Raw genomic sequence first — 14,949 nt, forward strand, 5'->3', positions numbered from 1 at the left:
ACGGGAAGGCGTCGTTAAGGTGCCGGCTTCGTTTTCGGGGACCTGTCCATGATCCGTGCTTCCGCCGTCGCGCTTGCGACGCTTCTCGCCTCCACCAGCCTGACCTCGGTATCCATGGCCCAGACCCCAGCCTCCTCACCCGCCCCCGCATCTGGCGGTTTCGCGACCAGCGACGCGACCGACCCCTATCTGTGGCTCGAAGAGGTTGAGGGCGAGCGGGCGATGGAGTGGGTCAAGGCCCACAACGAACGCACCTTCGCCGTCCTGCAGGGCGATCCCCGTTACGAAACTCTGCATCAGCAGGCGCTGGAGATCGTCCAGGCCCAGGACCGCATCCCGTCGCCAGGCTTCACCCACGACGGCCATATCGACAACTTCTGGCAGGACGCCCAGCATGTGCGCGGGCTGTGGCGCCGCACGACGCTGGACAGCTATCGCACCGCCACGCCCGAGTGGCAGACCATCCTCGACATCGACGCCCTGGCGGCGGCCGAGGGCCAGAACTGGGTCTACAAGGGTTCGACCTGCCTTCAGCCCGAAGAACGCTATTGCCTGATCAGCCTGTCGAACGGCGGCAAGGACGCGGTGACCCTGCGCGAGTTCGACACGGTCGAGCGCAAGTTCGTCGACGGCGGCATCACCCTGCCGGAATCCAAGGGCGGCGCATCCTGGATCGACAAGGACACCCTGCTGATCTCGCGCGACTTCGGTCCCGGCACCCTGACCAACTCGGGCTATCCGATGGTGGTCAAGCGGATGAAGCGCGGCCAGACGCCCGACCAGGCCGAGACCCTGTTCACTGGCCAGCCGACCGACGTGTCGGTGTCCGGCTATACGCTGCGCGACGCCGACGGGGTGGTGAAGGCGACGCTGATCAACCGTTCGGTGGACTTCTATTCGTCCGAGACCTGGCGCCTGGGTGACGACGGCGCCCTGACCCAGCTTCAGCTGCCGGCCAAGTCGGACATCACCGGCCTGGTCCAGGGCCAGCTTCTGGTGTCGCTGAAACAGGATTGGACCGCGCCGTCGGGTCAGGATTTCAAGACCGGCGACCTGATCGCCTGGCCGCTGGAGGCTTGGCTGGCCGACCAAGCGACCCCGGCTCAGCTGGTGCTGCGTCCGACCGAGCGTCAGGCCATCGAGGGCGTCAACGTCACGCGCAACAGGCTGGTCGTGGCCCTGTACGACAATGTGCGCGGTTCGGTGCGGGTTTACACCCCCGGTCAGGGCGAATGGGCGCACACGACGCTGGACCTGCCCCAGAACGTCTCGGTCGGCGTCGGTTCGGCCTCGGAGAGGGACGACAAGGTCTTTGTCAGCGTCACCGGCTATCTGACCCCGTCCAGCCTGTGGCTGGCGGATGCCGCGACCGGCGCGGTCGATCAGGTCAAGTCGATGCCGGCCAAGTTCGACGCCGCCGGCATGACGGTCGAACAGCACGAGGCCCGTTCGGCCGACGGGACGATGATCCCCTATTTCGTGGTGCACAAGGCGGACATGCCGCTGGATGGCTCCAACCCCACGCTGCTGTACGGCTATGGCGGGTTCGAAAGCTCGCTGCTGCCCGGCTATTCGGCGACGGTCGGCAAGCTGTGGCTGGAGCGGGGCGGCGTCTATGTCATCGCCAATACGCGTGGCGGCGGCGAGTTCGGACCGCGCTGGCACGAGGCGGCCCTGCAACAGAACCGCCAGCGCGCGCATGAGGATTTTCAGGCCGTGGCCTTGGACCTGATCGCCCGTGACATCACCAGCCAGCCCAAGCTGGGCATCATGGGCGGCTCGCAAGGCGGCCTGTTCATGGGCGCGATGCTGACCCAGCGACCCGACCTGATCAACGCCGCCGTCATCCAGGTGCCGCTGTTCGACATGCTGCGCTTCCACAAGTTGCTGGCCGGAGCCTCGTGGATCGGCGAATACGGCAACCCGGACATCCCCGAGCAGCGCGCCTGGATTCAGCAATATTCGCCGTATCAGAACCTGCGTGCGGGCCAGCCCTACCCGGAAGTCTTCATCCATACCTCGACCAAGGACGACCGCGTCCATCCGAGCCATGCCCGCAAGGCGGCGGCGCGGCTTGAGGAGCTGGGCTATCCGGTCCTGTTCTACGAAAACGTCGATGGCGGCCACGCAGCCGGGGCGAACCTGCGCGAAACCGCGCGTCGCCTGGCGTTGGAATACACCTATCTGTCGCGCCGCCTGATGGACACGCCGGCGCAGGAATAGTCTCTGGTTCCGCTCATCCCCGCGAAAGCGGGGACCCAGTGCTTTCGCAAGGTTCGGCGACTGGGATCAGATTCAGTACGAACGGGCGACGCCGAACGCCCAAAGGTCTGGGTCCCCGCTTTCGCGGGGATGAGCGGAAAGTTTTGAAGCCATGCGTCACCTGATCCTGTCCGCCGCCATCCCGGCTCTTCTCATGGGCGCTTGCGCAACGGCACCGGTCGCGACCGGCGGCGATGCAATCATGGTCTCGACCAACGACAGCCCTCCGCCTCACTTCCCCCGCGACCTGACCCCGGCGGGCGTCGCGGCGGCGGACGATCATTTGGCGCTGGAGCAGGTGGACGGGGCAGAGGCGATGGCCTTTGTCGCTGAGGAGAACCGCAAGTCTCTCGCCGTCCTGACCGGCGACCCGCGCTACGAAACCTTCCGCGCCGAGGCCCAGGCGATCCTGACGGCGACCGATCGCATCCCCAGCCCGTCCTTCCTGGGCGACGGCATCGGCAACTTTTGGCAGGACGCGACCAATCCCAAGGGCGTCTGGCGTCGCACGACGCTGGCCAGCTACCGGACCGCAACGCCGCAATGGGAGACGCTGCTGGACATCGACGCCCTGTCCAAGGCGGAGGGCAAAGACTGGGTGTTCAAAGGCGCCGGCTGCCTGGCGCCGGACGACACCCGCTGCCTGATCAATCTGTCCGACGGCGGCAAGGACGCGGTGGTCGTGCGCGAGTTCGACCTGACGACCAAGCGTTTCGTGGACGGCGGGTTCAGCCTGCCCGAAGGCAAGCACCGCATCGAATGGCTGGACCGCGACACGCTTCTGGTCGCCACCGATTTCGGCGCGGGCACCATGACGGAGTCCGGCTATCCCTTCATCGTCAAGACGCTGAAGCGCGGTCAGACCCTGGCCCAGGCGACCGAGGTCTATCGCGGCGAACAGGGCGACGGCGGATACGGCGTGAGCCCCGCCGTCTATCGCGCCAAGGACGGCAAGGTGACGGCCGTCATCATCACCCGTCCGCTGGACACCTTCCGGTCCGAGACATGGCAGTTGGCGCACGACGGCAAGACGACCCAGCTTAGGCTGCCCGCCCGCGTCTCGGTCTATGGCGTCCTGAACGACGCCCTGATCTTCTCGCCGGAAGAGAACTGGAGCCTGACCGGCGGGACGGCGTTCAAGGGCGGCGACCTGCTGTCGATGCCGTTGGAGGTGCTGCAGGCGCGGGCCGACGGCGAGACGGTTGTCAGCAACGCCGCGCCGCTGATCTTCTCGCCTGACGCGCGTCAGGCTGTAGGCGACGTTCGCGTTCTGTCGGATCGCGTGGTCGTTTCCTACACGGACAATGTGCGTGGACGTGCTGGCGTCTTCCGTTCGAACGGCGAGCGCGGCTGGAGCCGTCAGGACATCACGGTCCCCGACAACCTCGCGGTCGGTCTCGGCGACTCGTCCAAATCACGCGGCGAGGTCTTCGTCTCGACCCAGGGCTTCCTCGTTCCGCCAACCCTAAGCCTGGCCGATGCGGGCGCCGCGACCCTGACCCCGCTGAAGTCAGCGCCAGCCAAGTTCGACGCGTCGTGCGACGTGACCGAACAGTTCGAGGCGACCTCGACCGACGGGACCAAGATCCCCTATTTCGTCACCCGCCCGCGCGACATGAAGCTGGACGGGTCCAACCCGACCGTCATGCTTGGCTATGGCGGTTTCCAGGTCAGTCTCAACCCGGCCTACAAGCCCGAGATGGGCAAGCTGTGGCTTGAGCGGGGCGGCGTCTTCGTGCAGGCCAACATCCGCGGCGGCGGCGAGTTCGGCCCCGACTGGCACCAGGCGGCCTTGGACGGCGATCGTCAGAAGGCCTTTGACGACTTCGCCGCCGTAGCGCGCGATCTGGAACAGCGCGGGATCACCAGCCCGCGTCGCCTGGGCATCTATGGGCGGTCGAACGGCGGGGTCCTGACCTCGGTGTCGATCACCCAGCACCCTGAACTGTTCAATGCGGCGGTGATCGAGAGCCCGCTGGTGGACATGCTGCGCTATCACGAACTGCCGGCCGGGGCGTCGTGGATCGGCGAATACGGCGACCCGCGCATCCCGGAAGAAGCCGCGTGGATCGCGAAATATTCCGCCTATCAGCAGCTCCGTCCGGGCCAGCCCTATCCGCGCGTCTATCTGACCACCAACACACGCGACGACCGCGTCCACCCCGGCCATGCGCGCAAGTTCGCTGCGCGCCTGGGGGATATGGGCTATGACCACCTCTATTATGAGGACACGGCCGGCGGCCACTCCAACGACGCCGACCCGGTCGCCAACGCCCGTCGCTGGGCCCGCCACTATGTCTATCTGTCGCAACAACTGATGGATTGAATGAATCGGAGAGAGCCTCACGCGAATATGAGGCGCTCCATTGCAGCCCAAGGGCTAAGAACGACGGCATGAACACCAAGGGCTGGATCATCGCGGGCACGGTCATGGCGGGCGCCCTTGCAGCCGTCGCCTCGGCGGCCCAGCCGGCGGCGGGGCGTCCGCTGCTCGCGCCGCGCCATGCGACGGCCAACGGCCCGCCGGTGGTGGTCGAACTGTTCACCGCCCAAGGCTGTGGCGGCTGCATCGAGGCGAATGCGGCGGTGGAGAAGGCAGCGGCCCAGCCGGGCGTCATCGCCCTGACCTATGGCGTCGACTACTGGGATTATCTGGGCTGGACCGACACCTTCGCCCGGCCAGAGTTCGTTCAGCGCCAGCGCGCCTATCGCGCCGCCCTGCGCCAGCGCGGCGTCTCGACGCCCCAGGTCGTGATCGACGGCCGACGTCAGGTGTCAGGCGCCCGCAGCGTCGAGCTTGAAACCGCCATTGATCAGGAGGCGGTGCGTCAGGCCTGGCCGCCGGAAATCGAATTCCGCGAGAACGGAGCCGGCGTCGGCGTCGGTTCCGGCCGCGCGCCGGTCGGCGGCGCTGAGGTGGTGGCGGTGACCTATACGCCCGGCCCTCAGGTGGTCGAGGTCCGCCAGGGCGAGAACCGCGGCCAGGCCGTGCGGCACATGAACGTCGTGCGCGGTGTGACGCGCCTGGGCGAATGGCGCGGCCGCCCGATGCTCTACGCCCTGCCGTCCGCCCGCCCCGGCGAGGCCGTGGCGGTGCTGGTGCAAGGCAAGACGGACAAGCGCATCCTGGGCGCCGCCGTCAGGGACTAGGCGCCTGCCTGCTTCGCAAAGGCCCACGCCGCGTCGCTGAGCGGACCGACCTGGGCCGCCATGGTCCTGGCGTGGGCGCTGGCGGCCGTGCCGTCGCGGACGCGGCCGGCGATGCCCTGGCAGATCGCGGCCAGGCGGAACAGGTTGTACGCGTAGAGCCAGTCGAGGTTGGCGGGCCGCATGCCTGTCGCGGCGGCGTAGTGTTCGACGGTCTCCTCCACGGACGGGATGCCCAGGGCCTCCAGATCAGCCCCGGCGAGGCCGTTGCGCAGCGAAGCCGGAATGGCCCAGGCGATCAGCAGATAGGAGAAGTCGGCCATCGGATCGCCCAGGGTCGACAGCTCCCAATCCAGCACGGCGCGAACCTCTGCTCGATCCGGCGCGAGGATCATGTTGTCGAGACGAAAGTCCCCGTGGACGATGCGGCTCGGGCCTTCAGCCGGGAGGCTTTCGGGCAGGAAGGCGATCAGCCGGTCCATCGCCGGAACCGGCTCGGTCTCAGACGCCCGATACTGCTTGGTCCAACGGCCGACCTGACGCGCAAAATAGTTGCCGGCCTTGCCGTAGTCGCCCAGGCCGATGGCGGCCGGATCAAAGGCGTGCAGCCGGGCCAGCGTGTCCGTCTGGGCCTCATAGACGGCGCGCCGCTCGACGGGCGTCAGGCCGGGCAGTTTCAAATCCCAGAAGATCCGACCCTCGACCTTGTCCATCACATAGAAGATCGAGCCGATGACGGTTTCGTCCAGGCATAGGGCATGCGGCTTGGCGACGGGGAAGCCTTGCGCGGCCAGGGCCGAGATGACCTGAAACTCGCGGTCCACGGCATGGGCGCTAGGCAGCAGGACGCCGGGCGGTTTGCGACGCAGCACATAGGCGGCCGAGGGCGTCACGAGTTCATAGGTCGGGTTCGACTGGCCGCCCTTGAACTGTCGCACCGTCAGCGGGCCGGCGTATCCCGAGACGTGGGCTCGCATCCAGGCGTCCAGCGCCGCCTCGTCCAGGCGATAGCGCGGATCGACCTCGCGCGTGCCGGAAAAGGCGCTTTGGGCGTCCAGCGGGGCGGCGTCGGTCATGCGGCAGTCCTCATCGTTTCCTTGAGCCGTCCGGATCTCACGCCCGGTCCGACGCGGCGATGATGGCGGCCTTCACCGCGCGACGCCAGCCGGAAAGCAGACGCTCGCGCTCGTCCGCCTTCATGCGTGGTTTCCAGCAGGCGGGCGCCTCGGCCGGGCGCGCCTCCAAGTCCGGCAAAAGGCCGACGCCCAGGGCCGCGAGGCGCGCGGCGCCCAGGGCCGTCATCTCCTGGAAGGCAGGACGCTCCACCTCGACCTCGCAGATGTCGGCGACAAACTGCATGGCGAAACTGTTGGCGGTGACGCCGCCGTCCACCTTCAGCGTCTTCAGCGGCGGCGCGCCGTCGGCGGCCAGGGCGTCGAGCAGGTCGCGCGTCTGATAGGCCAGGGCTTCCAGCGCGGCGCGCACGAAATGGGCCGGACCGGAATCCCGTGTCAGCCCGACGATGGTCCCCCTCGCTTCCGGTTCCCACCATGGTGCGCCCAGACCCGTGAAGCCGGGGACCATATAGACCCCGCCGTTGTCATTGAGGGTCTGCGCCATCGCCTCCGATTGGCGCGACTCTGAGATCAGCCCGACCCCGTCTTTCAGCCACTGGATCGCCGAGCCAGCCGAGAAGATCGACCCCTCCAGCGCATAGGCGGACTGGCCGTCGGCCTGATAGCCGAGCGTGCCCAACAGACGCCGTGTCGAGGCCACGGGCTCCGCGCCGACATTGGCGACCAGAAAGGCGCCGGTGCCATAGGTGATCTTGGCGTCCCCAGCTTTCAGCGCCCCGTGCCCGACAAGGGCCGCCTGCTGGTCGCCCGCCGATCCGGCAATGGGCAGAGGCTGGCCAAACAGCGCCGGATCGCTCTCTCCGATCACACCCGCGCAGGGGACGATGTCAGGTAGGGCTTCGCGCGGGATGTCGAACAAAGCGCATAGGTCGTCCCGCCACTCGACCGTCCTCAGATCCATCAGAGACGTGCGCGACGCGTTGGTCGCATCGGTGGCGTGGACCCGGCCGCCGGTCAGTTTCCAGATCAGCCAGGCGTCGATCGTGCCCAGCTTGACCTTGCCCTTCGCCGCCCGCTCGCGCGATCCGGGCACAGTATCCAGCAGCCAAGCGAACTTGGTCGCTGAGAAATAGGGATCAAGGATCAGGCCGGTCGCGGTCTGCACCATCGGCTCGTGGCCCTGGGCGGTCAGGCGGGCGGTGACGTCGGCGGTGCGGCGATCCTGCCAGACGATGGCGCGATGCAGCGGCTCGCCGGTCGCCGCGTCCCAGATCACGGCCGTTTCGCGCTGATTAGTGATGCCGATGGCGTTGAAGCGGGCGACGCCGCCGGCCTTGCGCACCACCTCTCGACAGGTCTGGAGCGTCGCGGTCCAGATTTCGGCGGCGTCATGTTCGACCCAGCCGGATTTGGGGAAATGCTGGGCCAGTTCGATCTGGCTGACCGCGACGGGCCTCAGGTCCCCTTTTTCTTCGCCTACCGCGCTTCGCGCTGCCTGAGGCGCGACCTCGAAGGCGATGGCGCGGGTCGAGGTCGTGCCCTGGTCGATGGCGAGGATCAGGCTCATGGTTCTCTCCCGGCTGCGTCTTGGGCTAAGGGGAGCATATGACGACGCACCTGCCCAGCTATGAAGGCGTCCTCGACGCCGCCCGCCAGATTGACGGAGTCGCCGTCCGCACGCCCCTGCTCGAAAGCTCGGCTCTGAACGCGGCGGTCGGCGGGCGGGTTCTGATGAAGGCGGAAAGCCTGCAGCGCGCCGGAGCCTTCAAATTTCGCGGCGCCTACAACCGCATCAGCCGACTGACCGACGAGGAGAAGGCGCGCGGCGTCGTCGCCTTCTCGTCCGGGAACCATGCGCAGGGCGTCGCCGCTGCCGCCGCCATGGTCGGGACGCCGGCGATCATCGTCATGCCGTCGGACTCGCCCAGGGTGAAGGTCGAAGGCGTGATCGGCTTCGGCGGCGAGGTGCGCTTCTACGACCGCTGGACCGAAAGCCGCGAGGCCATCGGCGCGGCCATCGCCGCCGAGCGCGGCTCGATCCTGGTTCCGCCGTTCGATGATCCCTTCATCATCGAGGGTCAGGGGACGACGGCGCTGGAGATGCTGGATCAGGCGGATGCGCCCTTCGACCAGCTGCTATGCGGGGCGTCCGGCGGCGGGTTGATGGCCGGGATCAATCTGGTGATGGCTGAACGCAGTCCCGCGACGAAGGTGTTCGTGGTCGAGCCCGAAGCCTTCGACGACACCGCGCGATCGCTGGCGGCCGGGGAGCGGGTCGGGCATCCACAAGGCGCGCCGTCGATCTGCGACGCTCTGATGTCGCCGATGCCGGGGATGCTGACCTGGCCGATCAATCGACGGCTGGCGGGGGCGATCACTGTCTCGGATGCCGAGGTCGCGGAAGCGATGCGGTTCGCGTTCCGCCATCTCAAGATCGTCCTCGAACCGGGCGGCGCCGTCCCGCTCGCGGCCCTGCTTGCCGGAAAGATCGGGACGACAGGACGGACGACAGCCATCGTGCTTTCAGGCGGCAACGTCGATCCGACGCTGTACGCCGAGATCATCGAGGGGCGCTTCGGCGGCTGAAGGGCTTCACTTGATCGCGCGGGTCGGCCAACCTCGCCTCACAGGCACAGAGGAAACGCACGATGACCAAGACGAGTGAGCTACAGGCATTGATCGGACAGGAGGTCGGGGTGTCGAAATGGTTCGATGTCACCCAGGCCCGGATCGACGCCTTCGCGGATTGCACCGAAGATCACCAGTTCATCCATGTCGATCCCGAAGCCGCCAAGGCGACGCCGTTCGGCGGAACAATCGCGCACGGCTTTCTGACCCTGAGCCTCGCATCGGCCATGAGCTATGATGCGGTGGCGCCGCTGGAGGGCGTCGTCATGGGCGTGAATTACGGCTTCGACAAACTACGGTTCCTGGCGCCGGTGCCGGCAGGGTCACGCATTCGCGGTCGTTTCAAACTCATTTCCGCCGACGACAAGGGCGGCGGACGCTGGTTGCTGAAGCACGAACTGACGGTCGAGATCGACGGGGCCGACAAGCCGGCGCTGATTGCCGAGTGGCTCGGGATGCAGATGGTCGATCCAAAAATCGAGCCGTGACGCTCGCATAGGTTATAGTGTCGCGCCGTCGTGGATTGTGACGCGCCGAAGGCTGGACGTTAACTATTCTGTGCCTTGGGGCCAAATTCATCTGTATCATCAACGCCACGGTCTCGCCTCTGCTGATCGATACCGTCACGTTTCCGCCTCGACCTTATACGGCAAGGCTGGTAAGACCCGCGTAGGCGGTAGACCCGCCCCCTACTATAACAGAGGCGGAGGGATACCCCCCTATGCGTATGAAGACTTTCGTGCTGGCCTCCAGCGCAGCGGCCGCCCTGGCCCTGTCTGCTGGTGCTGTGTCGGCGGAACCCAATGGCTGGTACGGCGCCATCGACGCCGGCTACCACATGATCGACGATATCAACGCTGAATCGTCCACGACCGGCGCCAACTGGAACTGGGAAGTGAACGACGGCTGGGCGGCGTTCGCTCGCCTCGGCTACCGCTTCAACCCGAACTGGCGCGTTGAACTGGAAGGCGGCTATCGCTCGGGCGACATCGGCAAGGTTCGCGCCGTCACCGGCACGCAAGGCCTGTGCAACCTGACCCCGGCGACGGGCGGCTGCTTCTCGCCCGAAGGCGACATCGAATCCGCCACCCTGATGGCCAACGTCATCTATGACTTCGGCTTCGAATACTGGGGCGTTCGTCCGTTCGTCGGCCTCGGCGCCGGTGTGAACCGCGTCGACACCAACACGATCGGCGCCCTGCGCGCCAACCGTCTGGCCACCTTCGCCGCCGACGACACCTCGACCAAGTTCGCCGCTCAGGCGATCGCCGGTCTGGCCTGGGCCATCGGCGACCGCGCCAACATCGACCTGACCTACCGCTACCTGACGGGCGACGCCAACTTCGCCTCGACGACGGCCGGTACGGGCGTGGGCGCCACGCAGTTCGGCGAATGGGACGGCGACTACGACCAGTCGCACACCGTGACCCTGGGTCTGCGCTACAGCTTCGGTGCGGAAGACGTCCCGCCGCCGCCGCCGCCGCCGCCGCCCCCGCCTCCTCCGCCCCCGCCGCCCCCGCCGCCCCCGCCGCCGGTCGCTCAGAAGCCGGTCGCTCGCCAGTTCGTGGTCTACTTCGACTGGGATCGCTCGGACCTGACCGCGGAAGCCCGTTCGGTGGTGACGCAGGCCGCCAACTACGCCAAGTCGGGCGCACCGACGCGCGTCCTGATCGTCGGTTACACCGACACCTCGGGTTCGGCCGCCTATAACCTGGGTCTGTCCAACCGTCGTTCGCGCACCGTCGCGGACGCGCTGGTCGCCTCGGGCGTCAACGGCGGCGTGATCGCCCTGGACGGAAAGGGCGAGACCAACCTGGCCAAGCCGACCGCCGACGGTGTGCGCGAACCGCTCAACCGCCGCGCGACCATCGACATCAACTTCTAAGACTTTCCAGGAGCCGATCTGGTTCGTCCGGATCGGCTTCAACCTTCGAAGTTGTCGAAAGACAGAACGCCGCTTCCGACAGGAAGCGGCGTTTTTCTTTGCGCCGTCTCACTACTGCGCGACGCGTCTACGCAGAGAAAAGGGCGACGCCTCGCGACGCCGCCCTCAAGCATTCTGATTTTGACGCCGATCAGCCGGTGAACGGACGGATCAGGATTTCGACGCGGCGGTTCTGCGCCTTGCCTTCGGCGGTGGCGTTCGAGGCCACCGGATTCCGCGAGCTATTACCGGCGACGTAGAGGCGTTGGGCCAGAACGCCACGGCGCACCAGTTCAGAGGCGACGCTGCTGGCGCGGCGCTCCGACAGAGGCTGGTTGATCGCGTCGCCGCCTGAAGAGTCGGTATGGCCGATCACGTCCACGGTCGACTGGTCGTACTGTTGCAGAACACGGGCGACATCGTCCAGCACGGGCAGGAAGCGCGGATCGATGGAGGACTGGTTCGTGGCGAAGGTCACGTCCGACGGCATGCGCAGCACCAGCAAGTCTCCCTGACGGGCGACGCCGACGCCGGAGCCGGATAGTTCGGCCTCCATCGCGCGCTGCTGGCGATCCATATACTGGCCGACCGCCGCGCCGCCCAGCGCGCCGATCCCGGCGCCGATCAAAGCGTTCTTGCGGCCCTGTTCGCCGTTCGAGGTGTTGGTCAGATAGCCAAGAACCGCGCCACCCAGCGCACCCGCGATGGCGCCGGTCCCGGTGTTGTTGCGAACCGGACCCGAACGATAGGGGTCGGTGGTGGTGCAGGCGGCTGCCCCCAGCAGGGCGGCGATGGAAACACTGGCGACGATGAACTTGGCGCGCATGGAATAGTCCCTTTCTTTTGAGCGATCTGGCGCGGAAACGTGCGCTTACTGTGAAGGTTCCAATCTGTACGGGGCATGAATGCCTTCCACGTCCGCACGCGCCATGACCCTGACAAGGCCGCCGATTAGGCGTATGGGAACCGCCGCACATCCCCAAATCGAGGACGACGCCGTGAGCGTGACCCAGACGGACCACACGACCGACCGCGCCATTCAGCCGGTTTCGATGACGCAGTACGACGCCGATTTTCAAGAGTTCAGCGACGCATTGGGCGCGTCCTTCTCCCGCTATGGCTTCGCTGTCGTCGCCGACCATGGTCTGGACGAGACGCGCATCACCGCAGCCATCGACGACGCCAAGGCCTTCTTCGCCCTGCCGGAAGAGGTGAAGCGTCAGTATCATCAACCCGGCACCGGCGGCGCGCGCGGCCTGACCCCGTTCGGGGTCGAGGCGGCCAAGGATGCCAAGACGGTCGATCTGAAGGAGTTCTGGCACGTCGGCCGGGAACTGCCCGAAGGCCACCCCTATCGCCGCTATATGCGCGACAACGTCTGGCCGACCGAGGTCGAGGGCTTCCGCGAGCATCTCTATGGCATGTTCGAGGACCTGGATGCGCTTGGCGCCAAGATCCTGCGCGCCATCGCCCGCTATCTGAAGCTGGGCGACGACTTCTTCGCCGACAAGGTGGACATGGGCAACAGCGTCCTGCGCATGCTGCACTATCCGCCGGTTCCGGCCGATGCACCGGGCGTGCGCGCCGGGGCGCACGAAGACATCAATGTCATCACCCTGTTGCTCGGCGCCGAAGAGGCCGGTCTTCAGCTAAAGGAAAAGGACGGCAGCTGGCTCGACATCGCGCCGCCGCCCGGCGCCTTGGTCGTCAATATCGGCGACATGCTGCAACGACTGACCAACCACGTTCTGCCATCGACCACCCACCGCGTGGTCAATCCGGCGCCCGAGCGTCGCGGCTTCGCCCGCTATTCGACGCCCTTCTTCCTGCACTTCAACCCGGACTTCCCGATCGAGACCCTGGCCAGCGCCATCACGCCGGACAATCCCGATCGCTATGCGGGCAAGACCATCCTGGCCGAGGATTATCTGACCGAACGCCTGCGCGAAATCCGCCTGCTCTAGGCCGTCAGCGGGAAATCCGTAGTCGGGTGATGTCGCGTCCGATGGCCTGGAAGTCGTTGGACAGGTCCGCGCCCGACTGCGGCAGGAAGGCCTTGTCCTTGTCGGTAGCGCAGGTGCTGAGGATGTTGGCCGCGTCGCTGCCGGGCGTGATCGAGAAGCCCACGGTGTAGACGATCACGCCCTTGGCCTTCATGCCGGTGCACAGTTTTGCGGCCTGATCGAACGGGTCGCCGTTCGTCGCGTCGCAGGCGATCTTGTCGTAGAGATTGCCGGATCCGGACCCGGCGTCGCGAGCGATCACGCCGCCACAATAGGGGGTGTTGAACTCGCCGTCCGTCATCAGGATCACGGCCTTCAGCACCTTGGTCGGCGCATAGGCGGCGGCCGGGTTTGAGGACCACAAACCATTGAACTGATTGGATACCGTGTACCAGCCCCAGGCCAGACCGATCTGGCCTGCCGTCGAGCCTGTGACAGACAGCCCGTTCACCAGGCTGGTCAGGGTGTCGATATTGGACGTCAGTGGTTGAACGGTCGCTGCTGGGCAGGGATTGCGTGGAGACGCGTAGTTTCGGCCGACGTAGGCAGAACTGGGGGCCGCGTCGGTATAGGCGGACGATCCTGCGCGTTCGCTGACGCAGGTCGTATTGTCGAATACCGTCAAGCGATTGTATTGCGGATCGCGGAAGACACGTTTGGCGCATCCGTCGCGGCCGCACTGAACAGCGCCGCCGTTGGAATAGTCGGCGTAGGTTGTGCCCCCGACCGGCACGACGAAGGCGTCCTTTGATGTGCGCTCGTAAACTTCAAAGAGGCCGCTGCTGTTATTCAGCGCTGTCATGCCGTTCACGCCAGTGATCTGCACACCCTCGTCCTCAGACAAGCCGTGATTGGTGGACGTGATGGTGACGAAGCAGTCGGAGCGCATGCATTTGCGGATCTGACCGCCAGAGCTGTAGCTGCTGTATCCGTTGCCGCTGGTGGTGTTCAGCGCATACCAGTTCGCGCCGGATTGATATTGCAGAGACACCCGATTGGCGTCGATCCGCACGACCTTGTAGGCGCGGTTGTTGATCTGGGTCATGCCGCTGACGCCGCTGATCCAGACGTAGTCGTCGGTCGATAGCCCGTGTCCGTTGGCGGTCACGACGCCCGGCGAAGCCCGCGTGATGCCGGAGATCGACTTGGCCGCCGCCGCCGCCCATGCGGCTCCGGTGATGTCGGTCGATCCGATCGAGGCGCCGCGTGCGGCGTCGGCGCGAGAACCCAGGTTCACGCCGATCGAATAGGGCACAATGGCCATGCGGGAATAGTAGGGCGTCTGTTTCGCGGCCGGCTGAACGACCAGTTTGATCAGCTGGTTCGCGGCGTTCTTCAGATCACCGATCCGATTGTTGCTGCCCATCGAGCCGGTGATGTCGAGCACCAGCGAGACCTCGATGTCCTTGGACGATCGATTCACCTCGGAGTGGACGCTCACGGGCAGGGTGTCGTCCAGAATCTTGCCGTAGGGGGGCAGGACGACATTGGCGATCAGCGTCTTCACCTGGACCTGGATGTCGGCGATGACGATCTGCTCTTCCGTCAGCTCGATCTTGACGGCGTCATCGGCGAACGGCTCCACCGAGGCGTTGCGCAGATTGGCTCTCAGCGCCACCAGGGCGACGGTCTTCAGGTCTTTCGGATCGGTGTAGGACGAGCGCGCTGCGGCCAGGGCGGCCGCGTCCAGCGCGTCCTGAACGCGGGCCTTCGCCGTCGTCACGCGGTTGATGTCGATGCCGCCCAGGGTCAGCATGATCAGCGCCGGCATCACCAGGGCGAAGATCATCACGACATTGCCGTCGCGGTCCGACGAGAGGCGCGACGTAAACATGCGCAGAGCCTTCACCGCCCTGCCGATCCGATTGGAAACCTTCACCATGCCCATCCCAAAGGACGCGGACCGCCC

11 protein-coding genes are annotated in these 14,949 nt (G+C 66.3%); 7 read left to right on the top strand and 4 right to left on the bottom strand.

Annotation, left to right across the window (positions count from 1 at the left end; genetic code table 11):
* Nucleotides 1-48: 48 nt before the first annotated feature.
* The 3 genes from DT343_RS12230 to DT343_RS12240 all read left to right on the top strand — a co-directional run bounded on the left by DT343_RS12230 (nt 49) and on the right by DT343_RS12240 (nt 5,412).
* Nucleotides 49-2,223, top strand: coding sequence for a prolyl oligopeptidase family serine peptidase (locus DT343_RS12230; RefSeq protein ID WP_112863109.1), 2,175 nt, complete (start codon nt 49-51; stop codon nt 2,221-2,223).
* Nucleotides 2,224-2,374: 151 nt separating this feature from the next.
* The gene (locus DT343_RS12235) at nt 2,375-4,588 is read left to right on the top strand and encodes a prolyl oligopeptidase family serine peptidase (RefSeq protein WP_112863110.1); all 2,214 of its coding nucleotides are present in this window, start codon (nt 2,375-2,377) and stop codon (nt 4,586-4,588) included.
* Nucleotides 4,589-4,656: 68 nt separating this feature from the next.
* Nucleotides 4,657-5,412 (top strand): DUF1223 domain-containing protein, encoded by a 756-nt coding sequence (locus DT343_RS12240; RefSeq protein ID WP_112863111.1) that lies wholly within the window; start codon nt 4,657-4,659, stop codon nt 5,410-5,412.
* Here DT343_RS12240 and DT343_RS12245 read toward each other — a convergent pair.
* Both DT343_RS12245 and glpK read right to left on the bottom strand, forming a co-directional pair.
* Nucleotides 5,409-6,485: a phosphotransferase family protein gene (locus tag DT343_RS12245; RefSeq protein ID WP_112863112.1), complete on the bottom strand. Its 1,077-nt coding sequence runs from the start codon at nt 6,483-6,485 to the stop codon at nt 5,409-5,411. The two genes, DT343_RS12240 and DT343_RS12245, sit on opposite strands and share 4 nt — an antisense overlap.
* Nucleotides 6,486-6,522: 37 nt before the next feature.
* A complete protein-coding gene (gene glpK, locus DT343_RS12250; protein ID WP_112863113.1) occupies nt 6,523-8,052 on the bottom strand; it encodes a glycerol kinase GlpK in 1,530 nt (509 codons plus the stop codon).
* Nucleotides 8,053-8,090: 38 nt separating this feature from the next.
* On the opposite strand from glpK, the gene DT343_RS12255 reads away from it, so the two are divergent.
* The 3 genes from DT343_RS12255 (at nt 8,091) to DT343_RS12265 (ending at nt 10,998) form a co-directional block, all read left to right on the top strand.
* Nucleotides 8,091-9,071: a threonine ammonia-lyase gene (locus DT343_RS12255; protein WP_112863114.1), complete on the top strand. Its 981-nt coding sequence runs from the start codon at nt 8,091-8,093 to the stop codon at nt 9,069-9,071.
* Between the two features lie 62 nt (nt 9,072-9,133).
* Nucleotides 9,134-9,601, top strand: coding sequence for a MaoC family dehydratase (locus DT343_RS12260; protein WP_112863115.1), 468 nt, complete (start codon nt 9,134-9,136; stop codon nt 9,599-9,601).
* 239 nt (nt 9,602-9,840) lie between these two features.
* The gene (locus DT343_RS12265; protein WP_112863116.1) at nt 9,841-10,998 is read left to right on the top strand and encodes an OmpA family protein; all 1,158 of its coding nucleotides are present in this window, start codon (nt 9,841-9,843) and stop codon (nt 10,996-10,998) included.
* Between the two features lie 190 nt (nt 10,999-11,188).
* Here DT343_RS12265 and DT343_RS12270 read toward each other — a convergent pair whose 3' ends face one another.
* Nucleotides 11,189-11,863 carry an OmpA family protein gene (locus DT343_RS12270; RefSeq protein WP_045811096.1) on the bottom strand — a complete coding sequence of 225 codons (675 nt, stop codon included), beginning with the start codon at nt 11,861-11,863 and terminating at the stop codon, nt 11,189-11,191.
* A 226-nt stretch (nt 11,864-12,089) separates the two neighbouring features.
* Here DT343_RS12270 and DT343_RS12275 point away from each other — a divergent pair, with 226 nt between their 5' ends.
* Nucleotides 12,090-13,001, top strand: coding sequence for an isopenicillin N synthase family dioxygenase (locus tag DT343_RS12275; protein WP_112863803.1), 912 nt, complete (start codon nt 12,090-12,092; stop codon nt 12,999-13,001).
* Between the two features lie 4 nt (nt 13,002-13,005).
* Here DT343_RS12275 and DT343_RS12280 read toward each other — a convergent pair whose 3' ends face one another.
* Nucleotides 13,006-14,922 (bottom strand): TadE/TadG family type IV pilus assembly protein, encoded by a 1,917-nt coding sequence (locus DT343_RS12280; RefSeq protein WP_181669191.1) that lies wholly within the window; start codon nt 14,920-14,922, stop codon nt 13,006-13,008.
* Nucleotides 14,923-14,949 lie beyond the last annotated feature (27 nt).

Source organism: Brevundimonas vesicularis (genome assembly GCF_900445985.1).
Classification (GTDB): domain Bacteria; phylum Pseudomonadota; class Alphaproteobacteria; order Caulobacterales; family Caulobacteraceae; genus Brevundimonas; species Brevundimonas vesicularis_D.

What these genes read in the sequence shown, in the direction of transcription:
- DT343_RS12230 (WP_112863109.1), top strand. Translation starts at nt 49, where the DNA reads ATGATCCGTGCTTCCGCCGTCGCGCTTGCGACGCTTCTCGCCTCCACC.
- DT343_RS12235 (WP_112863110.1), top strand. Translation starts at nt 2,375, where the DNA reads ATGCGTCACCTGATCCTGTCCGCCGCCATCCCGGCTCTTCTCATGGGC.
- DT343_RS12240 (WP_112863111.1), top strand. Translation starts at nt 4,657, where the DNA reads ATGAACACCAAGGGCTGGATCATCGCGGGCACGGTCATGGCGGGCGCC.
- DT343_RS12245 (WP_112863112.1), bottom strand. Translation starts at nt 6,485, where the DNA reads ATGACCGACGCCGCCCCGCTGGACGCCCAAAGCGCCTTTTCCGGCACG.
- glpK (WP_112863113.1), bottom strand. Translation starts at nt 8,052, where the DNA reads ATGAGCCTGATCCTCGCCATCGACCAGGGCACGACCTCGACCCGCGCC.
- DT343_RS12255 (WP_112863114.1), top strand. Translation starts at nt 8,091, where the DNA reads ATGACGACGCACCTGCCCAGCTATGAAGGCGTCCTCGACGCCGCCCGC.
- DT343_RS12260 (WP_112863115.1), top strand. Translation starts at nt 9,134, where the DNA reads ATGACCAAGACGAGTGAGCTACAGGCATTGATCGGACAGGAGGTCGGG.
- DT343_RS12265 (WP_112863116.1), top strand. Translation starts at nt 9,841, where the DNA reads ATGAAGACTTTCGTGCTGGCCTCCAGCGCAGCGGCCGCCCTGGCCCTG.
- DT343_RS12270 (WP_045811096.1), bottom strand. Translation starts at nt 11,863, where the DNA reads ATGCGCGCCAAGTTCATCGTCGCCAGTGTTTCCATCGCCGCCCTGCTG.
- DT343_RS12275 (WP_112863803.1), top strand. Translation starts at nt 12,090, where the DNA reads ATGACGCAGTACGACGCCGATTTTCAAGAGTTCAGCGACGCATTGGGC.
- DT343_RS12280 (WP_181669191.1), bottom strand. Translation starts at nt 14,922, where the DNA reads ATGGTGAAGGTTTCCAATCGGATCGGCAGGGCGGTGAAGGCTCTGCGC.